At 69.8% G+C, this 25,462-nt stretch carries 25 protein-coding genes and 2 pseudogenes; 16 read left to right on the top strand and 11 right to left on the bottom strand.

Annotated elements, in window-relative coordinates; genetic code table 11:
- The 4 genes from ACFWPS_RS12655 to ACFWPS_RS12640 form a co-directional block, all read left to right on the top strand.
- Positions 1 to 291, top strand: a 291-nt coding sequence (locus ACFWPS_RS12655) for an alpha/beta hydrolase (RefSeq protein WP_383704016.1), incomplete at its 5' end; no start/stop codon positions are given.
- Between the two features lie 13 nt (positions 292 to 304).
- Positions 305 to 544, top strand: coding sequence for a hypothetical protein (locus ACFWPS_RS12650; protein ID WP_383704013.1), 240 nt, complete (start codon positions 305 to 307; stop codon positions 542 to 544).
- Positions 545 to 584: 40 nt separating this feature from the next.
- Entirely contained in the window at positions 585 to 1,307 is a 723-nt protein-coding gene (locus ACFWPS_RS12645; RefSeq protein WP_383704010.1) for an alpha/beta fold hydrolase, read from the top strand.
- A gap of 18 nt (positions 1,308 to 1,325) precedes the next feature.
- Complete coding sequence (locus ACFWPS_RS12640) at positions 1,326 to 2,201, top strand: alpha/beta fold hydrolase (protein WP_383704007.1); 876 nt, start codon at positions 1,326 to 1,328, stop codon at positions 2,199 to 2,201.
- A gap of 467 nt (positions 2,202 to 2,668) precedes the next feature.
- On the opposite strand, the gene ACFWPS_RS12635 is transcribed toward ACFWPS_RS12640, so the two are convergent.
- Positions 2,669 to 3,703, bottom strand: coding sequence for an MBL fold metallo-hydrolase (locus ACFWPS_RS12635; RefSeq protein ID WP_383704004.1), 1,035 nt, complete (start codon positions 3,701 to 3,703; stop codon positions 2,669 to 2,671).
- A gap of 276 nt (positions 3,704 to 3,979) precedes the next feature.
- On the opposite strand from ACFWPS_RS12635, the gene ACFWPS_RS12630 reads away from it, so the two are divergent.
- Positions 3,980 to 4,906 carry an AraC family transcriptional regulator gene (locus tag ACFWPS_RS12630; RefSeq protein ID WP_383704001.1) on the top strand — a complete coding sequence of 309 codons (927 nt, stop codon included), beginning with the start codon at positions 3,980 to 3,982 and terminating at the stop codon, positions 4,904 to 4,906.
- Positions 4,907 to 5,434: 528 nt separating this feature from the next.
- Positions 5,435 to 5,926, top strand: a pseudogene (locus ACFWPS_RS12625) (carbohydrate binding domain-containing protein); the annotation flags it as partial.
- Positions 5,927 to 6,037: 111 nt separating this feature from the next.
- Here the strand turns inward: ACFWPS_RS12625 and ACFWPS_RS12620 are convergent.
- The gene (locus ACFWPS_RS12620) at positions 6,038 to 7,237 is read right to left on the bottom strand and encodes an MFS transporter (RefSeq protein WP_383703999.1); all 1,200 of its coding nucleotides are present in this window, start codon (positions 7,235 to 7,237) and stop codon (positions 6,038 to 6,040) included.
- A gap of 89 nt (positions 7,238 to 7,326) precedes the next feature.
- Between ACFWPS_RS12620 and ACFWPS_RS12615 the strand changes: the two genes are divergently transcribed.
- Positions 7,327 to 8,088: a DeoR/GlpR family DNA-binding transcription regulator gene (locus ACFWPS_RS12615; protein WP_383703997.1), complete on the top strand. Its 762-nt coding sequence runs from the start codon at positions 7,327 to 7,329 to the stop codon at positions 8,086 to 8,088.
- A 407-nt stretch (positions 8,089 to 8,495) separates the two neighbouring features.
- Positions 8,496 to 9,839, top strand: a complete 1,344-nt coding sequence (locus ACFWPS_RS12610; RefSeq protein WP_383703995.1) for an MFS transporter — start codon at positions 8,496 to 8,498, stop codon at positions 9,837 to 9,839.
- A 79-nt stretch (positions 9,840 to 9,918) separates the two neighbouring features.
- On the opposite strand, the gene ACFWPS_RS12605 is transcribed toward ACFWPS_RS12610, so the two are convergent.
- The 8 genes and pseudogenes from ACFWPS_RS12605 to ACFWPS_RS12570 all read right to left on the bottom strand — a co-directional run.
- Entirely contained in the window at positions 9,919 to 12,903 is a 2,985-nt protein-coding gene (locus tag ACFWPS_RS12605) for a hypothetical protein (RefSeq protein WP_383703993.1), read from the bottom strand.
- 313 nt (positions 12,904 to 13,216) lie between these two features.
- Positions 13,217 to 13,630 (bottom strand): ester cyclase, encoded by a 414-nt coding sequence (locus ACFWPS_RS12600; RefSeq protein ID WP_383703991.1) that lies wholly within the window; start codon positions 13,628 to 13,630, stop codon positions 13,217 to 13,219.
- 177 nt (positions 13,631 to 13,807) lie between these two features.
- On the bottom strand, positions 13,808 to 14,209 hold the full coding sequence (locus ACFWPS_RS12595) for a hypothetical protein (protein WP_383703989.1): 402 nt from the start codon (positions 14,207 to 14,209) through the stop codon (positions 13,808 to 13,810).
- Positions 14,206 to 14,883, bottom strand: coding sequence for a TetR/AcrR family transcriptional regulator (locus ACFWPS_RS12590; protein ID WP_383703987.1), 678 nt, complete (start codon positions 14,881 to 14,883; stop codon positions 14,206 to 14,208). Before ACFWPS_RS12590 ends, ACFWPS_RS12595 begins: the two co-directional genes overlap by 4 nt.
- A 315-nt stretch (positions 14,884 to 15,198) precedes the next feature.
- Positions 15,199 to 15,906: a hypothetical protein gene (locus tag ACFWPS_RS12585; RefSeq protein WP_383703985.1), complete on the bottom strand. Its 708-nt coding sequence runs from the start codon at positions 15,904 to 15,906 to the stop codon at positions 15,199 to 15,201.
- A 521-nt stretch (positions 15,907 to 16,427) separates the two neighbouring features.
- Positions 16,428 to 16,841: a VOC family protein gene (locus tag ACFWPS_RS12580; RefSeq protein WP_383703983.1), complete on the bottom strand. Its 414-nt coding sequence runs from the start codon at positions 16,839 to 16,841 to the stop codon at positions 16,428 to 16,430.
- Complete coding sequence (locus ACFWPS_RS12575) at positions 16,838 to 17,422, bottom strand: dihydrofolate reductase family protein (protein ID WP_383703981.1); 585 nt, start codon at positions 17,420 to 17,422, stop codon at positions 16,838 to 16,840. The genes ACFWPS_RS12580 and ACFWPS_RS12575 overlap by 4 nt, the downstream gene beginning before the upstream one ends.
- A 310-nt stretch (positions 17,423 to 17,732) precedes the next feature.
- Positions 17,733 to 17,834: pseudogene (locus ACFWPS_RS12570) on the bottom strand (transposase); the annotation flags it as partial.
- A 171-nt stretch (positions 17,835 to 18,005) separates the two neighbouring features.
- Between ACFWPS_RS12570 and ACFWPS_RS12565 the strand changes: the two are divergent.
- The 6 genes from ACFWPS_RS12565 to ACFWPS_RS12540 all read left to right on the top strand — a co-directional run bounded on the left by ACFWPS_RS12565 (position 18,006) and on the right by ACFWPS_RS12540 (position 22,795).
- On the top strand, positions 18,006 to 18,719 hold the full coding sequence (locus ACFWPS_RS12565; RefSeq protein WP_383703979.1) for a histone-like nucleoid-structuring protein Lsr2: 714 nt from the start codon (positions 18,006 to 18,008) through the stop codon (positions 18,717 to 18,719).
- Positions 18,720 to 19,446: 727 nt separating this feature from the next.
- On the top strand, positions 19,447 to 19,980 hold the full coding sequence (locus ACFWPS_RS12560; RefSeq protein WP_383703977.1) for a hypothetical protein: 534 nt from the start codon (positions 19,447 to 19,449) through the stop codon (positions 19,978 to 19,980).
- A gap of 308 nt (positions 19,981 to 20,288) precedes the next feature.
- Complete coding sequence (locus ACFWPS_RS12555) at positions 20,289 to 20,423, top strand: hypothetical protein (protein ID WP_383703975.1); 135 nt, start codon at positions 20,289 to 20,291, stop codon at positions 20,421 to 20,423.
- Positions 20,424 to 20,450: 27 nt separating this feature from the next.
- Positions 20,451 to 20,654 carry a hypothetical protein gene (locus ACFWPS_RS12550; protein WP_383703973.1) on the top strand — a complete coding sequence of 68 codons (204 nt, stop codon included), beginning with the start codon at positions 20,451 to 20,453 and terminating at the stop codon, positions 20,652 to 20,654.
- 106 nt (positions 20,655 to 20,760) lie between these two features.
- The gene (locus tag ACFWPS_RS12545) at positions 20,761 to 21,747 is read left to right on the top strand and encodes an SDR family NAD(P)-dependent oxidoreductase (RefSeq protein WP_383703971.1); all 987 of its coding nucleotides are present in this window, start codon (positions 20,761 to 20,763) and stop codon (positions 21,745 to 21,747) included.
- 310 nt (positions 21,748 to 22,057) lie between these two features.
- Entirely contained in the window at positions 22,058 to 22,795 is a 738-nt protein-coding gene (locus ACFWPS_RS12540; RefSeq protein ID WP_383703969.1) for a hypothetical protein, read from the top strand.
- 33 nt (positions 22,796 to 22,828) lie between these two features.
- Here the strand turns inward: ACFWPS_RS12540 and ACFWPS_RS12535 are convergent, their stop codons facing one another.
- Positions 22,829 to 23,437 (bottom strand): TetR/AcrR family transcriptional regulator, encoded by a 609-nt coding sequence (locus ACFWPS_RS12535; RefSeq protein ID WP_383703967.1) that lies wholly within the window; start codon positions 23,435 to 23,437, stop codon positions 22,829 to 22,831.
- Between the two features lie 185 nt (positions 23,438 to 23,622).
- On the opposite strand from ACFWPS_RS12535, the gene ACFWPS_RS12530 reads away from it, so the two are divergent.
- Positions 23,623 to 24,465, top strand: coding sequence for an alpha/beta fold hydrolase (locus tag ACFWPS_RS12530; protein WP_383703965.1), 843 nt, complete (start codon positions 23,623 to 23,625; stop codon positions 24,463 to 24,465).
- A 69-nt stretch (positions 24,466 to 24,534) separates the two neighbouring features.
- The gene (locus ACFWPS_RS12525; RefSeq protein WP_383703962.1) at positions 24,535 to 25,437 is read left to right on the top strand and encodes an MBL fold metallo-hydrolase; all 903 of its coding nucleotides are present in this window, start codon (positions 24,535 to 24,537) and stop codon (positions 25,435 to 25,437) included.
- Positions 25,438 to 25,462 lie beyond the last annotated feature (25 nt).

Below are 25,462 nucleotides of genomic sequence, written 5' to 3'. Positions count from 1 at the left end.
GACGAGAGCGAACGCGCCCAGATCACCGCCTCCCCGCTGCGCGCCACCACCGAACAGCTCACCGGCCTGCCCCCGGCCCTGATCATCACCGGCGAAGCCGACGTCCTGCGCGACGAGGGCGAGGCCTACGCCAACAAACTCCGCGCAGCCGGCGTACCCGTCACCGCCGTCCGCTACCAGGGCATCATCCACGACTTCGTGATGCTCAACGCCCTGCGCGAGACCCACGCAGCCGAAGCCGCCATCTCCCTGGCCGTGCGCACGCTGCACGAGGCCCTGTACACCGGCTGACCCGGGAGCCGGCGTGACCACGAACGAGCCGTCCGAGCCGTCCGCACGCGACGGCCACCCGCGCCTGAAGCACCTCAAGGACCAGCTGACCGAGCACCACCGCCGGACCAGGGCCGAGCGCGAGGAAGCCGAACTGGAGGAGGCCATCGAGACGGCGGCCTTCGACATGGGGACCGACATCGCGCACCCCGCCCCCGACCACGCGGAAGCCGGATACGACATCGACACGGACATCGGCGTCGACCCGCACTAGCCGCCCGCCCCAGCCCCCGGACAGCCGACAAGGAAATCTCATGACCGACTCCACACCCACCGTCGTCCTCGTGCACGGTGCCTTCGCCGACGCGTCCAGCTTCGCCAGGGTCATCCCCGAACTGCTGGCCGACGGCCTGAAGGTGCTCGCCCCGGCCGTGCCCAACCGCAGCCTCACCGGCGACGCCGCCTACATCGCCTCGGTCGTCCGCGCCGTTTCGGGTCCCGTCGTCCTGGTGGGTCACTCCTACGGCGGTGCCGTCATCACCGTCGCGGGCGCCGAGGACAATGTGCGGGCCCTGGTCTACCTGGCCGGTTACGCCCTGGAAGAGGGCGAGAGCCTCGGCGAACTGCAGGGCAGGTTCCCGGACTCCGAGCTCGCCCCGGCCCTGGTGTACACGCCGTTCCCGGTCGAGGGCTCGGACGAGCCCGGCACCGACGTGACCGTCGAGATCGACAAGTTCCCCGCGATCTTCGCCGCCGACGTGGACCCGGACCTGGCCATGGTGCTCGCCGTCTCCCAGCGCCCGCTGGCCGGCGCCGCCTTCGCCGAGGCGGCCCCGGTCGCGGCCTGGAAGACCAAGCCGTCCTGGGGTCTGGTGTCGTCCTCGGACCACACGATCAACCCCGACGTCGAGCGCTACGGCTACGAGCGCGCCGGCATGACCACGGTCGAGGTCGACTCCTCGCACCTGGTCATGCTCGCGCACCCCGAGAAGGTCGCGGACCTGGTCCGCGAGGCCGTCCGCAGCGTCACCGCCTGACCGGTGAAGGAGAAGCACATGAGACAGCTGCCCCGACCGGGAACGGCACGCGGGCGAGTGCTCGCCGCGTCCTGCGTGCTCGTTGCCGCCGTCGGCCTGTTCGCCTCGGCCTCACAGGTGACCGCGGCGCCGGCCGCCGCCGCGACGGACACCGGCAAGAAGCCGACGATCGTGCTGGTGCACGGCGCGTGGGCCGACGCCTCCAGCTGGAACGCGGTCATGGGCCGCCTCCAGCACGCCGGTTACACGGTCTACGCCCCGCCGAACCCGCTGCGCGGGGTCGCCTCCGACGCCCAGGCCCTGGCGTCGTTCCTGGCGACCGTCCCCGGCCCGGTGGTCCTGGTCGGCCACTCCTACGGCGGCTTCGTCATCACCAACGCGGCGACGAAGAGCCACAACGTGAAGGCGCTCGTCTACGACGACGCGTACATCCCCGCCGAGGGCGAGACCGTCTTCCAGATCAACTCGGCCGAGCCCGGCTCGTGTGTCACGGCCGATCCGTCGACGTTCCTGAACCTGGTTCCCTACCCGGGCGGACCGTCCGGCGACGTCGACGCGTACCTCAAGTGGGACGCGAACGGCACCTACCAGGGCTTCCAGGGCTGCTTCGCCAACGGTGTGCCCACTGCCCGGGCGCGTCTCCTCGCGGCGGGCCAGCGCCCCTTCGCGGTCAGCGCGGGCTCGGAACCCTCCGGCGCCCCGGCGTGGAAGTCCCTGCCGTCCTGGGCCGTGGTCGGCACCACCGACCATGTCATCGTGCCTGCCGAGCAGTTGGCGATGGCCCGGCGCGCGGGCGCGCACGTCACCGAGGTGAAGGCGGGCCACCTGTCCCTGGTCACCCGCCCCGACGTGGTCACCCGGGTCATCACGGAGGCGGCCGCCTCCGTCGGCTGACCCGTCCGCCACGCCCGGCCGGTGCGATCACCTCCCGGGCTTCCCCACGGAGCAGACGGCGCACCCCGCAAGGGTGATGCCGAGCGGACAGCGCACCGGTCGACACCGGGGCGCGGCCCGCTCGGCATCTGGGTGCATGCCATGCGGACAGCGGCGCCGAGCGTACGAGCACGGATGCGATTCCCCCGGACCCGGGCGGCCCTCGCCGAGGTGACGAGAGCGTGCGGGGCACTGCCGTTCGCCGTCGGCGGTGGCGACGATCCCCGCCCGCTGCCGACGGCCGAGGCCCGGCGCACGGCCCTCGCCGCGCCGGCTGTCGCGCAGGTCTCCGACGACCGGCTCGGCACCGGACGTCTCGGCGGACCCGGCCCGTTCGGGGTGGCATCTCCCCTCCGCATCTGCCGCCGTTCCCGCCCGCCCGGGACGCGCCTCATGTCGCACCGCGGGCGGGCAGGACGGCATCGCCGTCAGGGGAAGTTCACCGGCGCGTCGGTGAAGGTGGAGACGACCAGGGCGCCGACACAGTCCGGCGTGAAGGTGTCCACCGCGGCGATCCTGGTACCCCAGCGGTCGATGAGCTCCGAGGTCACCGACTGTGCGATCCGGTCGATCCAGACCTTCTGGACGGCCCAGACGTTCTCCTTCTCGGCCACCCCTGCTGCCGCGTCGGCGGACGAGATCTCACTGCTCTTCCGCACGGTCGTGGACCACATGTCCACGAAGAACTCGCGGGACTGCGCGACCTCGGCGCGGGTGGCGGTGCGGTACACGTGACCGCCGCAGAACGTGTCGAAGTCGAGGTCGAGGATCGCGTCGTGCGCGGTCAGCAGGCCGGGAATGTTGTCGGCGTTGCCCCAGGCACGGTAGGGCGCCCAGCCGGGCATGACCACGTCGGCCATGTGGGCCAGCCGCAGCCGGGGGAAGTAGATCATCATGTTCCCCGTCTCGTGGTTGGGGCCGGGGTAGATGAAGTGAATCTCCTCTCCGCCGATGTGGATCACCTTGTGGTGGTCGCGGATGATCCGGTGAGGCACCGGCCGGGCGGGGTCGGCGTAGGCGGCGAGGAGAGCGGCACAGTCCTTGTGCGCGATCAGAGTCGCCCCGGGATGGTCGCCGACCGCGCCGATGTGGTCCGCGTGGTCGTGGCTGTAGATGACGTGAGTGACCGGCTTGTCGGTCACCGACGGGATGGCGGCACGGATCGCCGCACGGGCGGCGGGAGGCGCGTCGACGAGGACGACACCCTCACGGGTGACGACGAAGACGCACTGCACGATCCCTGCCACGAGGACGTAGCCGTTACGGCCGACGCGCTCCAGCCGGTAGCCGTCGCCGGTGTCGGGCAGCGGCTTCACGTGTTCCGGCAGGGGCAGGAAGCCGGTACTGCCGGATGCGGCGGAGGCGGGGGCCGCGGTGACCAGACCGGCTCCGGCTCCGGTTCCCAGGGCGAGTGCGCCGGCGGCGGCACCTCCGCGGCGGATCAGGGAACGACGACCAATCATGTGGGTCTCCTGGAGGGGTGGACAGAACGTACGGCCCGGCCGGGCACTGCCCAGGATTTGTCACGTCCACCGCGCCCGCCCATGGACCTGGATCGCGGAAGTATGGATTCTCCGTGCACTTGACGGCCCACCTTCGGATTTGTCTGGACATCGTCGGCGGCCGACGGAAATCATGGCCGGGACACCGGCGGCTTCCGGGACCACCACGCGCCACCCGTGCGCCGTGCGCATCGCCGCCTGCCGCCGACCGCCGCCGTCCGCTGGAGCACCCCCACCTTGCGTACTGACCCTGCCAGCGTCCCGCCGCCGGGCGACCGCGGGCTGCTGACCGCCCGGCTGTCCGCGGCGGACCTCGCCCTCCACGTGATCCCTCTGGACGACGCGATCCTGAGCATCCAGACCTGCCCCGTCCGGGGCCCGCACCGGCACGCGTACCACGAGCTGTTCTGGACCAGGAGCGGCACCGGTGTCCACCTGGTGGACGGCGAGCGCACGGCCGTCGGCCCCGGCACGGTGCTGGTGCTGGGCCGTGGCCCGGTGCACTTCCTGGAGCACGCGAGGGAACTGTCCGGGGCGATCGTGCGCTTCGGCGACGAGTTGCTGCACGAGGGGCTGTCCCCTCGCTCGCACCCCGGCCGCCTGCTCACCGCCCGCCACCGGCCGGTGGTGAAGGTCCCGCCGGAGGACGCCGCGCACTTCGACGCCGTGATCGGGGCACTCGCCGCGGAGACCGGGCGCCCCTTGTCCGCCTCCAGCGACGACGTCCACCGGCACCTGCTGCTGACGGTGCTGTCGTGGATCGGTCGCTGGTACGACCAAGGCGAGTCGTCGGACCCCGGAGGCAAGGACGACCCCGACCTCCGTCTGTACCGGCGCTTCAATGTCCTTCTGGAACGCGACTTCGCCCGCCACCACGACGTCCGCCACTACGCGCGCGAACTGGGCGTCTCCGAAAGCGCTCTGTGGCGTGCCCTGTCCGGCGTGACCGGAAGCCCGACACGGACCCTGATCACCGAGCGCGTGATGATGGAGGCCGCCCGCCTTCTTCGCTTCACCGACCTGGCCGTGGGCCAGGTCGCCCACGAGGTCGGCGTCCGCGACCGCCTGTACTTCTCCCGCGCGTTCAAACGCCGGTACGGGCGGTCGCCGCGGGCGTACCGGGAGCGGTTCCACGGCGCGACGGAGGAGGAAGGCGGGGTGTAGCCGCGAGGAAGGGATGAGGACAGGGCGACGGCGGCCTGGTAGCAGTCGGCAGCCTTGTCATGGCGGGGGGCCACGGGCGTGGCGTCGGCTGAACCTCCGGAGCGGGCGGTGCGTATGAATTCCGCAGGGACACCTCCGGTCTCTGCCACGGGACGGAAGGAGAGCACCGTGCCCACACCGCCCGCGTCCGACGCACCGGACGACCGCACCGCGCTGGAGCCCATCCGCGTGCTGCGCCCGCGCAACACCGACGCGCTGGCCCAACTGCTTGAGGAAATACGCCAGGACAAGGACTACCGCGGCGGTCATGCAACCGTGGCCGCACCCGTGCGTCACACCCCGACCGACGGCGAGACGGAGGAACTCCCGCCTTTCCCTGGCATCAATACGGAGGAACTTCCTGCGCTCGACGATGACACCCGCCCGCCGCGTTCCGGTGACCGGCCGCGACTGGGGCCCGGGCAGCGCCGGGCGGCCGTGGTGATCGCGGTCGTCGCGGCGGCCGTCGTCGGCTTCGGCTGCTCCCTCCTGATCCCCGGCCCTACCGAGGCCACCCCGGCGGCTCCCTCGGCGAGTGCGTCGGCCGCCCCGACACCGGCCGCACCGGGCGCGGTCGGGGTCACCGACGTCCTGGCCGACGGCTTCGAGTCGGGCGGCCTCTCGCCGTGGAACTGCGCCGGCAACCCGGGCTCGATCGTTGCCTCCCCTGTCCATGCGGGCTCCAAAGCCCTCCAGGGGACGGTGAGTTCGCGCGACACCGCGCAGTGCGACCAGACCGTCGCGGTACGGCCGCACACCACCTACTCACTCAGCGGCTGGGTCCGCGGCTCCTACGTCTACCTGGGGGTGAACGGCGGCGTCTCCACCTGGACCGTTTCCCCCTCCGGATACAGCCGACTGACCGTCTCCTTCACTACAGGCGCCTCCCAGACCAGCGCGACGATCTACGTGCACGGTTGGTACGCCCAGGGCAGCTACTACGCCGACGACATCGTCCTGAACGGGCCCGATGGCGGCGGTGACACCTAGAGCCCGTACCGCTTCCGCCCAAGTCATTGCGGGGCCGCAACAGGCTGGACGCAAGGAGAGGGCCTGTGCGGCACGGTGTCAGGGGTCGTGCCGCACAGGCGGTCAGTGGCTGCTGTGTGCCATCTCGCGTGTGAGATCGGATTCGGTGCGCAGGACTCCCGAGGCCGCAGCGGTGATCACGCACAGCAGGGCCAGCAGCACGAAGGCGTGGTTCAGTGGCACGAGATGAGTCGTCCAGCCGATGACGGCAGGGCCGGCGAGCATGCCGACGTAGCCGAGGCCGGCGACACGGGAGACGTTGGCGCCGGCGGCGGAGGGGTCGGCGTGACCGGCTGCGCTGAACAACTGGGGTACACAGCCGGACAGCCCCAGGCCGAACAGTGCCCACCCGGCGAACGCGGACCATATCCAGGGGGAGACAGCCACGATCGTGATGCCGACGGCGGCCGTCGCCGAGCCGTAGCGGAGGATGGCCATCGACCCGAACCGGGCCACGAGACGGTCGGCGAGCAGCCGGCCGATGGTCATCGTCGCCGCGTAGGTGCCGTATGCGAAGGCGGCGGTGCTCGCGGGTGCGCCGAGGACGTCCTTCAGGTGCAGGGCGCTCCAGTCGTTCGCGGCTCCCTCGCACAGCATGACGATGAGGGCAAGGCAGGCGAGGATCCCGATGCCTCCGGGAGTGCTGTGCGGCTGCACGGCCGGGGCCTGCTCCTTTTCCGGGGAGCTGGTGGCGGCGGGTGGCGGCGTGGCAGGCAGCAGAGCGCGTGCCGACGCCAGTGCGGTCACGACGCCTGCGGCTCCCAGCGCGCCCATGGCCGCGGCCGGGCTCATGCCGGCGCTCGCGGCACCTGCTGCGACGAGCGAGGCGATGACGCCGCCGACGGAGAACATGGCGTGGAAGGCCGACATGACGGGTCGGCCGTACGCCTTCTCCACGTGCACGGCGTGGGCGTTCATGCTCACGTCCAGGCAGCCGTTGGCGAAGCCGAAGACCAGCAGGGCCCCTGCCAGCGTCCCGGGATCACGGGCCAGGCCGGGCAGCACCAGGGCCGCGCTGCACAGAACGCCGGTGACGGGGACCACCACCCGCGCCCCGAGGCGGTCGGCCAGACGCCCGGCCACCTGCATACCGAGGAAGGCCCCTAGCCCCAGCAGCACGAGCAGGCCGCCCAGCGTCGCATGGCTGATGCCCACACGTTCCTCGACGGCGGGGATGTGCACCACCCAGGTGCCCGTCAGGGTGCCGCAGAGGATGAAGTAGACGAAGGTCGCCACACGGGCGGCTCGAAGCGAACGATCCATACCGGCCACCGTAACGAACATTTTTTATGTGCGAAAGTCGGTCTAGTGAACGCATTGAATGTTCATTTCGGGTGGTGTTCAATCGCGGTATGACCAACACAGACCGGCACGGGCTGATCGCCCAGGCCCTCAGGGAGTCGGGCAGCGCCACCGTCCAGGACCTCGCCGAGCTGACCGGTGCCTCGGAGATGACCATCCGACGCGACCTCGACACGCTGGCCGCGCAGGGCGTTCTCGAACGCATCCGGGGCGGAGCGCGCACCCTGCTGCTCAGGGGCGAGGAGCCGCCCTTCGCGCTGCGCGCCCGCGAGGCCGTAGAGGCCAAGCGCCGGATCGCGGCCGAGGTGTCCTCGCTCATCACCGACGGCGAGACCGTCGTCCTGGACAGCGGCACCACCTGCCTGGAGGTGGCCCGCCTCCTGCGTCAACGGCCGGTCACGGTGATGCCCCTGTCCCTGCAGGCCATCCACCTGTTCGGCGAGACGCCGGGCCCGACCACGCTGATGGTGCCCGGCGGACGGCCCCGCGCCGCCGAGGGAGCCCTCACCGGCCCCCTCACGCTCGCCTCCTTGTCGGCGCTGCGTTTCGACACCGCGGTCATCGGCTGTTGCGGCGTGAGCGCAGCCGAGGGCGTGACCGCCTACGACCTCGATGACGCGGCGGTGAAGAAGGCGAGCATCGCCTCCGCACGCCGCATCATCGGCGCTGCGGACGGCAGCAAACTCGGCCGCACCGCCTACGCCTACGTCGGCCCTTCCGCGCTCCTGCACACCCTCGTCACCGACTCCACGGCGCCCGCCGAGGAAGTCGCCGCGCTCGAGGGCACGAGTACCGTCGTCAAGACAGTCTGACGAGGAGCTGGTCGCGGAACCGCGCGGCATCGCCGTGGCGATCGAGATCCACGGGGAGTGCGCCGCCACTCCAGAGCGGCTCGACCGGCCCGCGAAGCCGATGGGCAGCCGGTGCTGACCCTCAATCTCGACACCGGCAACAGCTACCTCAGCGGCAACGCCCCTCATGCACGGCTGGAGTCCGCCGTCGACCGGCGGCAAAGTCCGGGGTATGCCCCAACTCGGTCGCGGTGGCGGTGGGTCGCCGGTGACGGGGCTGCGGTTGAGACGAGGCGAGGCACCGCTGGGGACCTGGACGTGGATGCCGTGGCCGCGTTGGAAGCGGCGGGCCGATGCCCGCATCCGTCGGAAACATTCTTGGACGAGGCGGGCGCCGGAACGCCCGCAGGGAGGACATCGGCCGGCACATGAGCCACCATGACGACCTCGGGCAGCAGCCGGGTTCCATCGAAGACGTGGTCACGGGGGCGGTGGCCGGCGAGCCGGCGGCACGGGACTCCGCACTCCGACTGGTCCTGGCCTCGCCCCTGTACCGCGGCGCGACAGTCGCCCTGTTCCTGGCGGGGCTGGGACAGTCCGCGGCCGCGCCGCAGATCGCGCTGTTCCTGACCAAGGAGCTGGGCGGCTCGCTGACCACCGCCGGCCTGTTCTACCTCACCAACTTGACCGCGCCGGTGGCCGGCTACCTGGTCGGTGCGCGTTCGGACCGCACCGGAGGACGGCTCGGGCTGTTTCGCGCGTGCGCTGTCGCGGGCTTCCTTGGCTGGGCGGGCATCGCCTGCGCGACGCAGCTGTGGATGCCGTTCGTCATCAGCGCCGTCGTCCTCGGCTTCGCCGGTGGCGCAGCCTCCCAGATCTTCGCCGCCATCCACGACGAACTGAGCGTCCGCCCCAGCGCGGCCGGTGACGGGGTGGTCTCCGTCGTTCGGATGGCACTGACCGCCGGATGGATCGTCGGCCCGTCCGCCGGAGCCGTCCTCTCGGCCCGCTTCGGACTGCGATCGATGCTGGCCGCCACCGCGCTCTGCGCCCTGATGCAGCTCGTTCCGCTGGGCGTGCTCCGGACGCCGTCGAAACCGGCGCCCCCGAGCCGGTCGCCGGAAGTGGTGCAGCCGGATGCCCTCCTTCGGACGAAGATGCGGACGATGCGACCGCTGCTGCTGTTCACGGCGCTGTACGTGTTCGTGTATGCCGGCGAACCAATCAAATACGCATATCTGCCTATCTATATGATCGAGCGCCTGCACCTCTCCTCCGGGACCGAAGGCGCGATCATCGGCATCCAGCCGCTGGTGGAACTGGTGCTGATGCCATGCGCTGTCCTGGCCGCCCGAAGGATCGGGATGATGCGGCTCATGGTCGTCGCGGCCGGCTTCGGCGTCGCCGCCAACATCTGCTTCGCCACCACCGGCAGCACGCCCGGACTCTTCGCCGGGCAGATCCTCATGGGCGGGGTGTGGGGAGTCTTCGCGGCGCTCGGGATCATCATGGCCCAGCGCCTTCTCCCCAGCGCCGTGGCCACCGCTTCCGCGATCTTCATGAGCTCCACCGCGCTCAGCTCCGCGCTGGGAGGATCCGCCGGAGGACTGGGAGTCGCGGCGGTCGGTCTGCCCCATGTCTTCCTCATACCGGCAACCTTCGCGCTCGTCGCCGTCATCGGACTCTTCCTGATGGACCGGTCGACCAGGAAGTCTCAGGCGTCCTCCGGCGGATCCACCGGATCCCGGCGGTCAACCCAGCTCGCGCACTGACCTGCCCGCAGGCGGACGGCGCCTGGCCGCGCAGCACGTCGAGGCAGCGACGGCCCGCGCGGCAGACCTCTACCAGTGGTCACTGGGAGGCGGGGTTGTCGATTTCGAAGCCGTCGAAGGTGGCGTAGGTGCCCGAGAGCTTGGTGACAATGATGGTGTGGACACCGGCGGTGAGGGCGGTGCTGCTGTAGACGGCGGCATCGGTGTGGCGCGCACCGTCGGCCGGCACCGTGTCGACCACGGTGGCGGGTCCGCCGTCGATCGAGACGCCGATCCTGCCCTGATCGGTGAACTCTTCACCGAAGACCTTGATCCCGGTGCCGATGAACGTGTACGTGATGCTGCTGCCGTCGGTCGTCGCGTAGTGGACGTCGTCGTCGTGGTCGCCGTAGCCGCGGCTTCCCAGGTAGTCCCAGCTGTCGTAGACGATCGACGGATCGGTGTCGTTGAGGCGTGCTGCGGTCGGCGGGGTGCCGACGTAGACGAGGACGGCCGCCGACGGCTTGGAGGTGGCGGCCCCGCCCTTGCCGGACTGCGTGGACTGCGTGGCAGTCAGGGCCTGCCGGCCGGGTGAGGCCTCGGTGAGGCTGCACGACCAGGTGCCGTCGGGGGCGGCGGTTGCGGTGCAGCCTGCTTGGTCCGGGCTGTCCGTGACCGCGACCGTGTTGCCGGCCACCGCTGTACCGCGCACCGTGAAGGTGTCGCGCAGGCCGGTGGTGCCGCCCGTGGGGGCAGTGATGACCGGACGGGGTACGTAGGTGCCGACGGTGACGTCCCTGCCGTCGGCTCCGGTCGGTACCGTGGCGATCAGGAAGCCGGATGAGATCCGCTGGACATCGGTTGCGCGCCGGTCGCCGAAGTACACCGGGGTGCTGGGCGAGAAGCCGGCACCGGCGATGAGGACCCGTTCGGTCGACGAGCCGGCGGTCACTGGTGTGGGCGCGGAAACGTAGCTCGCTTCGAGGGTGAGTCCGCCCACCAGCGACCGGTGTCCGCCGGTGACGCCCGCCCGGGCGAGGAGAGGGACGGGGATGTCGTCCGGGCCCGGGGATGCGGGGATGGCGGTGTTGCCGCTGACGTTGGAGTCGATCGGCTGGGTGCAGATGTAGCTGCCCGCGGGGTCGGAGAAGTAGTTGCCGGTGACCCAGAAGTGGCCTGTGGCCGAGCAGCCGCCCTGGGCGCCGAGTGCGGCCAGCGGGTGGAACTCGACGTTGCCGCTGAAGCTGATCCACTCCGAACCGGCGTCGTCGTAGAAGGCGTTGTAGCGTGAGCCGTCGTTGTAGACCACGTTGCCGGTGACGTGCAGGCCGTGGGCCAGGGTGGCCGTCGCGTCGACGGTGCCGTCGGCCTGGCGGACGTACCGCGCCTGGTGGCCTTCCATGTAGATCGCGCCGCCGTCGTCGAGAACCTGCATGACGTCGAAGATCAGGTTGTCGCTGATCGTGTTGTCGGCGTTGATGTTGGTCGAGTTCTGCGGGTGGTCGGCTTCGTCGACGTGGCCCTGGATGACACCCGCGGTGATCCCGGTGTACGGCAGGTCGTAGAGCTCGTTGTGCGTGATCGTGGTGTGGCGGCTGAACAGCAGCGTGATGCCGCAGGCGGAGCGGTAGTCGGTGCCGACCTCGTGGATCACGTTGTTCGAGACCGTGGTGTGGTCCAGGATCTCGTTCGTCCCGACCTGGTCGGCCTGCACTGTCTTCGGGTCAGGGGTGCAGTTGTCCTTGATCACCGAGGCCGGGGTGGCGGTGGGAGTCGGATCGTACGTGCAGCCGAGTGACAGCGCCGTGGAGGCGATCGAGGTGAACTCGTTGCCGTCGATGACGTTGTGCGAACCGCCGTACATGAAACTCAGTCCGGCGCCCCCGAGAGCGACGAACCGGTTGCCGGTGATCGTCACATGACTGGCCCCGCTGAAGGCGACGTTGGCGAGGGGCTGGGTGAGTGCGCCCCACGGGCAGCTGCCGGCGGGGTCGGAGAAGGTGCACAGCCCCTGGTTGCCGGCGCCGGTTCGGTGCAGGTTGCTCTGCACGTCGGCAAAGCCCACGGGTGTGGAGGGGGCGTTCCAGGTGGCGTACGAGAACTGCAGGCCCGCGAAGGTGATGTCGTGCAGGGGCTCGGCCAGGCTGCCGGCACCTTGCACCAGCTTCTCCAGCCGGGGCAGTTCCACGTCCAGGCCGGCCATCCGCTGACCGCTCTCGGGCGTGTAGTAGAGCGTGTCGGAGGCGCCGTCCAGGAACCACTGACCGGGTGCCAGAAGGCTGCGGGCGCCGCGGATCGTGGCCGGCAGCTGTGAGGTGGACATCGACGGCAGGCCGCCGGTGCCCTGGCTGAACGGGGCGATGTCGGTGATGTCGGTCCAGCAGGGCTGGTCCATGACCAGTGTGCTGCCGGACATCCCTGCGACCCCGCACTGGGAGTCGGTCCACGCGCCGTTGCCCGCGGGGTAGTCGAACTCGACCTGTGCCAGCTGGGCGGGCGTGAGGTGGGCGAACCAGGCGAGTGCCGCGGCGTCGTCGGACAGGTCGTACCCTGTGGCCGACCCGGCCCAGTCGCCCGTGAAGTGCAGGGCCGCCGGGGTGGCCTGGGCGATGGGGGCCTGCCTGCCGTCCACGTAGAGCTGGCGGGTGGCGCTGGGGTGGGGCACGTGTGCGGCCCACACACCGGAACTCCCCACCTCATTCCAGGCGCTGACCCGGGAGGCGCCGGAGACGACCGGGTGGGCCCCGGGCGCGGCCTCCCACACCACGGGGCGCCCGGGCCTGCCGGAGTCCTCCGCTCCGAACTTCCACGTCCTGCTCAACCGGTAAGTGCCGTCCAGGAGTTCGACCCTGGGGCTCACCGGTTCACGGGCGTGCTCAAGCGCGCGTACCTCGGCCTGCGCCGTGGTCAGGGAACAGGGATGCCTTGATGTGCACGCCGTGCCGTGGCCGTCGGGCGCTGTCCACAGCACCGATGGGGTGGCGGCCAGCGCCGGGCTTGCCGACATGCCCAGCACTCCCGTGCCGGCGAGCCCGAGGGCGAGGACAGAACCGAGGATCTTGCGCGCAGACGCCAGCCATTTCATGACCGCTCCGGGATCCGTCGAGCCACGGGCATGCCCGTAGGAGAGACCAAGACATCCGATGAATGGGGTCAACCTGGCAGCCCATGCTCGGTGCTGTCAACGGGTCGTACGTCGCATGATGCGAGAGGGACGGCTCTCATGTAGGCAAATCCGTAGCAATGCATCGGATGTGTGGGCGGTCTTCGGTGCCCGAGACGACAGGGGTGGCGCGACTGCGAGCCGCCCGTCGGCGCCTGCCTGGAAGCTGATCGCCCCTGCCGCCATCTCCATCGAGGCTTCCCTGTCCCGTCGTTGCGGCGATCACAACTCTCTGTCAGGCGTTGAGTTGTTGGAGCGCCGTCGCCCAGTTCTCGATGTGGTAGCCCTTCGCCAGCCTTCCGTCGCGGACGGTGAACACGTCAATCGCCATCGTCCTGAAGGACTTGCCGGTCGGAGCGGCGCCCCAGAATTCCTTGACCGGCGTCCCGGTCGCTTCTCCACGCACGATCATCGTGTCGTCGACCACATGGATGTCGACCACCTCCCATGCCAGATCGGGCACGGTCTCACCCATGGACCTGAACACGTCGGCCAACTGGTCACGCGTCAGGAATTCCTGATTTGTGTGATACGAGTGATAGTCGTCGTTGCACGCCTGAGCCAGAAGTTCCGACACATTCTTCTCGCTCGGTTTGTTCAGCGCCTCGTAGAGCGGGGCGGAGATCCTGCGCGCCTCTTCGACGGTCATGAATGATTCGTCACTCTTGGTCATCTGGTCTTGCCTCTTGTCATGGACGGCGTCGTACCGAGCCAATCGGCACCGGGCAACGCGAAGTTATCTTGGGCGGCGATTCCGTTCTCTCACCTGAATGTGTGAGGGGTGTGCCGGCAGGAGAGTCGGGCGTGATCGGCCTGCTTGTCTCGTTTACTCGGAGGGTCTCGGCACGGCGCTGTTCACCGGGTGTCGCCGAATCCTGAGGAACAGTGCAGGTCCGGCGCTGAGGACGAGCAGGCCGACAGCCAGCAGGAGCCACGGGTTGAGCAGGCCGTCGGTGCAACTGCTGCCGCCGGCCGAGGTGGTGCAGTAGGTTCCGGGGCCGTGCCGGTTGAGGTAGGCGAGCAGGAACAGGGGCAGGCTCGCGCCCGACAGCAGACCGGGCAGGCTCCGTTGGGTGTCCCGACGGGTGGCCAGTGCGACGGTGCCGGCCACGGCGATCGGCAGGATGAAGATCCCGAACGACAGGGCCGTGAGGAGGGCGAGCAGGTAGCAGGCTCCCGTCAGAAGCCATCCGGTGAAGAGCAGCCAGGCGCGTCTGTTGCTGGTCATGCCTTCTTCTTTCGTTTGAAGATGTCGAGAAGGGAGGCGATTTTCCCGGCGCGGTCGAACAGGGCCAGTGCGGGCTTGCGTTCGCCTTCGAGGCCGGCGAGCATCTCCAGGCCCAGGTACAGGGCCACGATCGCGTGGGCGAGTTCTTCGGGGGGCAGTAGCCGAGCGGCGGGAGAGCCCGCGAGTGCCTCGCGGACGCTGTCGGCGGCGAAGGTGCGCCACGGGCGAATCCGAGCGGCGACTTCCGGGCGGAGCTCGGGGGTGAACTGGGCGGCGGCGATCATCTCGACGAGCACGGTCACGTGCCCCTGGTCCAGGTCCTCGTCGAAGACCGCCCTGGCGGCCCGAACCAGGTCGCCGATGCTCTCGGACTCGTCGACCATTGCCCGGTAGCGCGCGTTGCGTGCATCGCTGACCGCGTCCAGTGCCGCCAGATGCAGCTTGGCCACCGAACCGAAGTGATAGAAGATCAGCGACTGCTGACAGTCGGCGCGCCGGGCGATCTCCCGCGCGCTGGCCCCGGCGAAACCCTCCTCGCGCAGTGCGGCGACAGCTCCTGCGACCAGCGCCGCTCGCGTCACTGCCGAACCGGTGTTCCCAGACGGCTCGATCGACCGCTTCCCGCCGGCTCTGGCCACGCTGCACCTCTTCGACTGACCGATCAGATTGAGCAACTGCTCAAAATGTATGGCTCATCAGAAACACCGGGCAAGGGACCGAAACCGGCCATCGGCGGCCCTGCGCACGGCGGATCCGGACCTGATCCGCCTGGAGTTCGCTGTCCCGCTGCACACTTCGTGGCCGTGCGGTGGCGAGGGCCGGGATCCGAGCCTGCTGCACAGGCCGGAAGTGCGCAGTCACCTTCAGGGGTTGGCTGTTCGACGTGCTGGGCTCGACACCGTGGGAACCTGTGTCCGAGTCATGCACGACAGGAATTCGTGCCAAGCTACGGGCACCGATGTCGCGACCGCAGGTTCCGCCAGGTCACTTCACCTGGTCTCGTGGTACCAGCCGTTGAGGCGGGAGAGTTGCGCGGAGGCCCAGATCCCGCACCCCCCGAGGACGGCGATGATCCCGCCGTCGAACACTCGGTCAACGGCGCCCCCGGACGCGGTCAGCGCGACGAGCGGTCCGAGAACGAGCAGGGCAAGACCGCCGGGCAGGGTCACGAGCATTCCGACCGTCAAGACGATCGTCGCCTGGCCCGGTGTCAGCTCGAAACGGCCTTCTTGGAGGATCACTCCGGCGGCCGTACCGATCACTGTTGTGGTGGCGGCGAGTCCGATCAGCGCCAGCCAGGGGTGACCCGTCACGGCACTGAAGACGGCCCCGGCAAGGCAGACGACGCCAACGCCGATCCCGCTCAGGCCGTAGGGCAACGGACTGTCTCCGACAAGTTCGAGGGCGAGTTCCAACAGCAGGACCAGCCCCCGCAGGACCGCCAGGATCAGGGCGCCCCCGGCGCAGACGACCACGTACCAGAAGGCGACGACGAGGGAGACGAGCGCGATCGCCGCCCCGATCATCAACAACCCACACCAGAGCCACACCAGCCACACGCGATCGCTGTCCGCGGAGTCCTCACCGATGATGAATCCCGAGACCATCACCACCAGGCCCACCACGAACAGCGCCAAGGTCACGACACCGCGCGCTGTCGACGCCGACGAGTCCTGCACCGAGGCGGCGACGAGCATGCCGGCTGACCCTGCCTTCACAAAACCACCCGCCGACATCGCTGACGTGACGCTACGACATGTCTACGACAGCTTCGCACCGGCCAGGGCCGCTCGTCATCGGCGCAATCTGCCACACGCTGAGCGTCGCCTTGCCGTCCTGTCCCGTGCTGGGCGGATGGGGCAGGTGTCCGTGTGGTGGCCGCATGGCCTTACAAGACCGACCTGGGACAGTGGGCGCTGAGCGAGCCGGTGCGCTCTTCCAGCCGTGCCGGCACCGCCCCCAGCGTCAGCTCCCCGTCGGTCATGCGCTGCGCCAGGCCGCGGCGGTGGCCCCGGTCAGTCGGCGCACTGTCACGGCGTCCATCGCCGAGTACACCCGCGATTCCGAACTGAGCGGCGGATGCGCGGCTGTGTACGGTAGTTGGTCTGCAGAAACTCGTTGAGCAATTGTCAAGACCTGTGGATGGGGTGGGGATGCCGCCTCGGGCTGCGCCGTGCCGTGCCGAAGCGAAGCTTCTTGACTCCGCTCACCGGACCACTCAGGAGAAGTCCGCGGCGGTGATGCCGTCTGGGTGTCCAGGCGGCCACTCCACCAACTCGATCCGGTAGTCGTCCGGGTCGGTGAGCCACGACGTCTTCGGGCCGTGAGCGCCGCCCGGGTACTGGACAGGTCCCGGCTCCAGGCCGGCGTCGGTCAGCCGCTCCAGGGTGGCGGCCAGTGTGTCCACCTGGATCGCGAGGTGGTCGAAACCGGTGCCCACGTCGACGCGTCCGCCGACGGGGCGGTGGACCAGTTCGAGCGAGGCCGCCGGTTCGCCGGGGAACTTGAGGATCACGAGGTGACCCGCGTCGCCGCCCTGGACCCTGCCCAGCTCGACGTAGCCCAGGGCGGTGTAGAAACCGAGCGAGCGGTCCAGGTCGGTGACACGGTAGGAGACGAAGAGCGTCTTCACGCGGCCTCCTCGGGTCGACGCACCCGGTAGCGCAGGTGCGTGACGTCTCGATCGTCGAGCCGTCGGACAAGGTCGAGTTCGATGTGATCACTGCCCAGGTGGTCGAACAGTCGTCGTCCCTCCCCGAGGAGGACCTGAACCAGGTGGATCTCCATCTCGTCGATGTGCCCGGCTCGCAGGAGCGCTTGGGCCGCGCCCGCCCCATGGACCATGACCGGCCGGTCCCCGGCGGCCGCGCGAGCCTGACGGGCGCAGTCCTCGACGTCGGTGACGAATCGCGCGTGGCCGGGTGGCACGTCCCCGTCATCCACCTGGTGGGTGAGGACGAAGATCGGCACACCGTCGTGATGGTCGCCCTGCCAACGCCTGGCGAGTTCGAAGGTCCGACGGCCGGAGATCACCGCGCCGGTCGCCAGCGCCTCGCGATGAACCTGTCCGCTGGGGCCGTCGGATTCCCGGTCGTCGAGCCAGTTGAAAAGCCGTCCACCGGCGCGTCCGAGCTCCTGGCCCGGTCGATCGTCCGGACCGGCGACGTAGCCGTCGAGCGACATCGACATGTACAGCCGAATCGGATTGCTCATTCTGGCCTCCATCTCTCCTCCATGGCATGGGGATGCTCCGCTTCTCGCCCCATCGGGGCGGGAGTCTCAAAGGGGAAGACTTCAGGCACCGGGCAAAGTCATCGCCCTGGCGAGGCGTAGATCCAGAGCAGTCGATCGGTTGCGGTCATTCAGGCTGCGTGAGCCTCGGGGTGTTCGACGAGCCGACCGCGTTCGAAGCGAGCTCCGGCCCGCACGAGGGCGACTCGGCCGGCAAGTCGTAATAGGCGAGCAGTTCGTCGACGTCGTCGGTGATCTTCTTGGCAGCCTTGGGCCACTTCGTGCCGTACGTCGGCAGGGCGTTGAGTACATTGGCCGTCTTGTGAACCCGGCACCTCTGATGGCGGGCGTCGGGCAACACCTCCGCCAGGGCCTTCCGGAATCCGAGTGCGCCAGCCACTGTCAGTGGTCCCGCATACGGTTCTCGCATGGATCATCAGCGGTCGTCGCCTCGCCAAGAGGACACCTTCACAGTCCGGGAGACCGGGCAATGCTCCCTGCGAGTCGGCGATACGGTTGGGCCTGCTCCATGTATGTGCGCCGCGTGCCGGGGTGGAGATCACGCATGAGCGAAACTCCGACGCGCGAGGCAGGAGATGTTCGAGAGGCGTGGGGCCGGGTAACCGCGTGGCTTGAGCGGAACGACCCTGAAGCTCTCGCCGCGCTCGGCGGCCCGGGGAGTTGTGCGGCCATCGGCGCAGCCGAACTGCGCATGGGTCTGAAGCTGCCGGGGGAGATGCGGCAGTGGCTGCTGGCGAACGACATCGATGCCGGCAGGGAACCCGACGTCCCATCGTGTCTGGTGGCGCTGGGGTGCGAGGTGGACATCCCCGGCGGCCACCTCCTGCTTGGCCTGACGGATATTCAGCGGGTCTACCTCAGCCGGATGGGCTTGGAGGAGATGCAGCCGTCCGCAGACCTCGACTGTCCGTTCTGGCGTCGTGAGTGGGTGCCGATCGCCGCGGAGCGGGACGGTCTCTACGGGACGTTTTTGGACACGCTCAACGGAACCGTCGGAACGTGGGCCGAAGCATACGGTCCCGAGGAGGGCGTATTCGCCTCGTTGGCCGCCTTCTTCCAAGAGGCAGCGGACCGGCTGGAAGGGGTCTCCTCGGGAGACTGGAGAGGCCCCGGCGAATCTGCTGGACCCCGTAGGCTCGACCCCCGTCCGGAAGACGAGCCGATACGCCTCTGGGCACGCGCCAACGGCTATCTCGTAAATGACCGTGGGCGTATCCCTGCGACCATCCGCGAGGCGTACGAGGTATCGCAGAGGTGAGCAGCAGCTCCGGCTGCGCCGGTCAACGACCATCGGCCGTCACGGACATTCGTTGATCGCGGCAACGAGGACGGTGGCGTCGAAGCGGCCCGCGCGACCGCGACCGCAGCAGAGCATCACCCGGCCCGCGTCGGACGCCGCCGACGCCCGGGTCCCGGCCGGCCTCCTTCGTACCGACCTGGCCCCCCACCGGCCACTGCCCACCGACAGCGAACTCGTCCAGGCCTTCGCCGCCCTGGCCCGAGCCCACCAGGACGTGGCCTGGGAATCCAGCCCCGATGTGATTCCACCACCGGTGGATCGTCCTGCTCGATCTGGCTCAGGGGATTCCCCAGCAGGCGCAGTCGTGGTTCTCGCGACGGAAGACCAGGACGCCGCCCAGGGCGTCATCGGCATAAAGGACGGATGGCCCGCCCCTTCACGGCGTGGGTACTGACGGTCGCCTTCGCGTCCAACGCGCTGGGCCTGCTGGCTGCCCTGCTGGTCACGGGTTCCCTGTCCGACCACGTCGGGCGCCGGCGGGCTGGGCCTGGGTGCCCTCCTGACCGGCGCGGCGGTTCAGTTCAGCGCCCATGCGAGCACCCTGGTCTTCACGGCCCTCGCCGTGATCACGGCCGTCGGCACGGGTGTCGTCGCGTTCTCGGCCGAGACGGTGTCTCCGCGGCCGGGAACCGCGCGCTCCCTGGTGCCATGCGTTTCCGTCCCCAGGGCGGCGCGCCGTGAATTCGTGGCGAGCATCCCCGTGCACATGGCCGCGTGGATGCTGGCGGGACTGTTCATGGGGCTCGTCCCCACCATCCTCCGCTACCTGCTGGGCCTGCACAGCGGTCTCCTGAACGGTGCCACGGTCTTCGTCCAGCCCGCGGCCGCCGCCGTGGCCGGCCTCTCACTCGGCCGGCTCACACCGCGGCGCACGATTTTCGTCGGCGGTGCGGGTGTGCTGGTGGGCACCGCGGTCAACATGGCCGGAGTCGCCACCGCGGCACTCCCGCTGCTGTGGCTGGGGGGTCTCATCGGCGGTGTGGGCGTGGGCGCCTCGTTCTCCGGAGCCCTGCGCACCATCACCCCCCTCGCGCGACCCCATCAGAGGGCCGGGCTCTTCGCGGCCGTCTGTCTGGCCGTCTACCTGAGCTTCGGAGTGCCGGCGATCATGGCAGGGCTTCTGGTCGCCCGGCTCGGACTGCTGCACACCGCCCTCATCCAGCCGTATCGGACCGGCTCACTTATTCAGGTGAGGGAAACACGGGCGATATGTGGATAGGACTTGAAGTCATGACATCCACCTCGCGCATCCGACGTCACGCTGCCGATCCGCTACGCCTCGCACACCGCCGGTACCGAGGGGAGCGGCCAGGCTCCCCGGCGCCCGGGGCGAGGCCGGACTGCCGGTCCGCGGCGGGGTCGCGTCAGCAATGGCCCGACCGGCCCGGTGCGCGGCACGACAGCCCTCCGGGCCGAGACAGATCTGCGCATGCTCGTCGACCGGCTCGGGTTCGGCACCGCCATCGACTGCAAACGGGACGACTTTCCCGACCAGCTGCGCGACCGTACCCCCCCCGAAACGTCGACGTGTTCTTCGACAACGTCGGCGGAGACATCCTCAACCAGGCACTCACCCGCCTCGCCCGCGGCGCGCGGGTCGTCATCAGCGGGGCGATCTCCCAGTACGACAACGCCGGCGAGGTCATGGGCCCGAACAACTAGCCGGCCCTCCTGTACCGGAGCGTGTCCATGGCAGGCGTCGCGGTTTCCGCATTCGCCCACCAGTACCCCGAGGCCATCGCGCAGTTGTCGCACTGGCTCGCCACCGGTAGGCCGACGAGCGTCGAGGACACGGTGCACGGCGACATCGAGACCTTCCCAGCCGCACTCAGACGCCTGTTCAACGGCCAGAACACCGGCAAGCTCGTCCTCGAACCCGAGCACCGGGCGTGAGTCTTCCCGCCTGCTCCCTGGCGTACCTGCACCGGTCCGCCGAAGCGACTTCCTCACCCGTTCCGGTGAGGGCAGAACAACCGACCAGTGACTAGGACTTGAGGTCATGACAACCACTCAGCGCATCCACACCCCCTTCGGAGAAGAGTCGACGGCCGCCGAGGTCATCCAAGGCATCGACCTCACCGGCAAGCACGCGGTCGTCACCGGCGCCGCCTCGGGTCTCGGTGCCGAGACCGCCCGCGCCCTCGCGAGCGCCGGCGCCTCGGTCACCCTCGCGGTCCGCAACACGGACGCCGGAGAGCAGGCCGCGGCCGAGATCCGCAAGGAGACCGGAAACGACGCCGTCCATGTCGGCCGACTCGATCTCGCCGACAAGGCGTCGCTCACCGCCTTCACGAGCGCCTGGTCCGGGCCCCTGCACATCCTCGTCAACAACGCCGGCGTCATGGCACTGCCCACGCTCCAGCGCACACCGGACGGCTGGGAACTCCAGTTCGCGTCCAACCATCTCGGGCACTTCGCGCTCGCGCTCGGCCTGCACGACGCGCTCGCGGCCGCCGGCAACGCACGCATCGTGTCGCTGAGCTCACGAGGCCACCATGCCTCGCCCGTCGACTTCGACGACATCAACTTCACCGCCCGCCCCTACGACCCGTGGCTCGCCTACGGACAGTCCAAGACCGCCAACGTTCTCTTCGCGGTCGAGGCGACCAACCGCTGGGCAGCCGACGGGATCACCGCCAACGCCGTCCACCCCGGCGTGATCATGTCGACGAACCTGTCGCGCTACATGGATCCCGACCAGGCCGCACAGCTGCGCGCTGCCGAGGCAGCCGGGGAACCCGGCTCGATCCAGGGCGCGCCGTTCCGGTTCAAGACGATCGCCCAGGGCGCCGCGACGAGCGTGCTGGTCGCGACCTCGCCCCGGCTGGAGGGCATCGGCGGTCGCTACTTCGAGGACAACAACGAGGCGGAGAAGCTGACGCCCGAGGCCGTGGGATCCGTCCCCGGTGGCGTGGCCCCGTACGCGCTCGACCCGGACGCCGCCGAGCGCCTGTGGGAACTGTCGCTCGCCGCAGTGGGCGCGTGACCACGGTCGTCCGACACCACACCCCGATCTCTGATTCCGCAGCCGCAGCCGCAGCCGCAGCCGCAGCCGCAGCCGCAGCCGCAGCCGCAGCCGCAGTCGCAGCCGCAGCCGCAGCCGCAGTCGCAGCCGCAGCCGCAGCCGCAGCCGCAGCCGTCGTGCTCGTCAGCCCGGTGCGAAGAGCGCGACGGCCCCGGACCGGGGCCGCGGACGCGGACGCGGACCGCGGTCGTAGAGACGGCGTCGGCTGCGCCGTGGAGGCGGGTGTGTCCACGTCCCCGCCGGAGTCGCGTGTCTCGGGAAGGAAAGCCGTATGAGTACTCTGCTCGATCTCGTTCTCGACGCCCACGGCGGCCTGCAAAGATGGCAGGACGCACGGACCATCCACGCCGAAGGTTCCATCGGCGGGCTCCTGTGGAGCCTTCGGGGGCAGGAGGGAATCCTCGCCACGACCGACGCGACCGTCGACGTACAGCAGCAGCGTCTGGTGTTCGACGGCTTCACCGGCCCCGCTCTGCGGGGGCTGTTCACACCCGGCCGCGTGGCGGTCGAACGACAGGACGGTGAGGTCGTCGCCGAGCGGAGCGCCCCGCGCGACGCCTTCGCCGGTCATGGCCCGAACACCCCCTGGGACCGGCTCCACGCGCTGTACTTCGCGGGCTACGCCCTGTGGAACTACCTCACCGCCCCCTACCTGCTGACACGTCCCGGTGTCGTGGTGGAGGAACTGGAACCCTGGCGGGACGGGGACGGGGACGGGGACGCGGACGCGGACCGGCGGCGGCTGCGAGCCCGCTTCCCCCAGGGCCTGGCCACGCACTCCACGGAACAGGTCTTCCACTACGACACGGACGGCCTGCTGCGCCGCCATGACTACGCGCCCGACGTCCTCGGCGGCGCACCGGCCGCGCACTTCTGCGAACGGCATGTGCAGGTATCGGGACTGGTCTTCCCGACCCACAGGTTCGTCGTGCCCGTCGGGCAGGACGGGCACGCGGCGTCCGAACCGATCCTCATCACCATCGATCTGACGGACGTCTCCGTCACCTGACGACAGGCCCCCGGTGTCAGACGCGAAGCCCGGTCAGGGCGTGGTCTGCAACGCCACGTCGAGCAGCGTCTCGGCCGCTCGCCGGGCGTCCGTGAAGGCCTCCGCGTCGTTGTTGGAGGCCGCGAGCGCGTTGGCGCCCTCGTAGAGCACGGCCAGTTGCCGGCCCAGGGTCTCCGGGTCGGCCGCTCCCGCCTCGGCGGCGGTGGCCACCAGGCGGTCGCGGAAGGCCTGCTTGTGCTGCTGCGCGAGGTGGGCGATCTCGGGCAGTTCTCCGGCGCCCTCGACGACGGCGTTGTGGAACGGACAGCCACGGATGACCGCGGCCGGGCCCCCGTCGATCGGAGCGAAGATCGCCGACAGCCGCTGGACCGGCGTCAGATCGCCGCGCTCCAGCTCTGTTTCGGCGAGGAGTGGCGTCTCCTTCTCGAACCGGCGCAGATACTCCTCCACCAGCGCGTTCTTGGTCGGGAAGTGCACATAGAAGGTCCGCGGCGACACATGCGCGGCTTCGATCAGCGCTGCCACGCCGGTGGCGTGGATACCGCGCGCATAGAAGAGCTCGCCCGCCGCCCGCAGGATGCGCTCCCGCGCGCCGCGTCCGCCGCTGCGGGCGGTCCCGGTGGTCGTTGTCCCAGTCTCCATGGCCGCAAGTATAGCGACCGCTTTACATCTGTCGAGGAAGGCAGTAGCTTCATCGCCATCGAAGTAAAGCGATCGATATACATCGGTCGCCGGACATCGATGGCGCTCAGCGGCCGACCAGCGGTCTCTGTGCGCCGGAGCATCCATCCCGGCTCCTGTGGGGGCCGGCCTGAAGGGAGAGTCCGATGACGGAGACCTACGCACAGGCGCCCGCCAAGACGGTGTCCGCCGCCAACGGCGTCGAGTACGCCTACCGCGAGGTCGGCGAGGGCGGGGTGCCGCTGGTTCTGCTCATGCACTTCCGGGGCAACCTCGACTACTGGGACCCGGCGCTGGTCGACGCCCTGGCGCAGGGCCGGCGTGTCATCGCCTTCGACAACACCGGCGTCGGCGGATCCAGCGGCAGCACGCCCGGCACGGTCGCGCAGATGGCGCTGGACGCCATCGCCTTCCTCGACGCCCTGGACCTGGCGCAGGCCGACATCCTCGGCTTCTCCCTGGGCTCCTTCGTGGCCCAGGAGATCGCGCTGATCCGGCCTACGCTGGTACGGCGTCTCGTGCTCGCCTCGGCAGCACCCCAGGGCGCGCCGGGCATGCACGGCTGGGCGCAGTGGGTCATCGACTCGGTCGGTGAGCCGGAGGTCGTTCCCGCCAAGGTGCTGGACGTCTTCTACACCCAGTCGTCCGAGAGCCGCTCCGCAGGCGAGAAGGCCTTCGGGCGGATGTTCACCCGGGCCGAGTTCGACGCACCCACCACCTGGCAGACGCGCCAGGCGCAGTACGACGCGGTCACCACCTGGGGCATCCCCGACTCCTCGCTCCTGGAGCGGGTGACCGCCATCCAGGCACCGGTGTTCGTTGCCAACGGCGACAGCGACCCGATGATCCTCCCGCGCTACTCCCACCTGCTCGCCGGGCTCATCCCCGACGCCCGGATCAAGATCTACCCGGACTCGGCGCACGGCTTCCTCTTCCAGCACCACGAGGAGTTCGCCGGTGACGTCAAGGAGTTCCTCGACCGCGCGTGAGCACCCCGTCGACAACGCCGACCATCGCACCAACTGCCGTACCCCATGCACTGATCGACAGGAGACATCATGTCCACCAGCATCAACTCCGGCCTCGGTTACGACGTGTTCGTCGCGGACCCGCTGCCCGTGGCCGGTCCCGGACCGCTCCCCAACGGAGAGCCCCGCACCTTCCAGCCCATCGCGGTCACCCTGATCCACGGCACGCAGGACGCCGTACTCGTCGATCCACCGCTCACCCTCGACCAGGCGCAGGCGGTCGGTGACTGGGTCGAGGCGAGCGGGAAGCGGCTGACGCACATCGTCGTCACCCACGGGCACGGCGACCACTGGTTCACCGCCGGTGTGCTCGCCGAGCGCTTCGGTGCCCAGGTGATCACCTCCGCGGCCACCATCGCGCAGATGCACAACAACGTGTACGCCAGGGAGGTCCTCTGGGACGTCCTGTGGCCGGGTCAGATCCCCGAGTCCCCGGTGACGGCCGTCGCGGCGCCCGGCAACCGCCTCACCCTCGAAGGTCACGACCTCGACATAGTGGAGGTGGGGCACGCGGACAGCGACGACAGCGCGGTCGTGCATGTGCCGGACCTCGGCCTCGTGGTGGCCGGCGACGTCATCTACAACGGCGTCCACGTCTACCTCGCAGAGTCCACCGACGGTGACTTCGGCCCCTGGCGCAGGGCCATCGGCACCGTCGCCGCGCTGGCACCGCGCCACATCGTGGCGAGCCACCAGAACGAGAACCTCGACGACGACGCCGCCCGCCTTCTCGCCGAGACCCGCCGCTACCTCGACGACGCCGAGGCCGCGCTGGCCGCGCACGACACCTCGGACGCGTTCTTCCAGGCGATGCTCGACCGCTACCCGGACCATGTCGGCCCGACCGTCCTCTGGGTCAGCTCACGCGCCCTCTACCTCGCACGCGAAGGCGGCGACCCGGTGCAGAACCTCGTCGCGGCCTGGCGGCAGTAGGCCGGGGGCCGGGCGGCCTGTCGGC

The organism is Streptomyces sp. NPDC058457, assembly GCF_042720695.1.
Taxonomy (GTDB): domain Bacteria; phylum Actinomycetota; class Actinomycetes; order Streptomycetales; family Streptomycetaceae; genus Streptomyces.
Note: the sequence above shows the minus strand (reverse complement) of the source record. Positions and strands in the feature narration are given on the sequence as shown.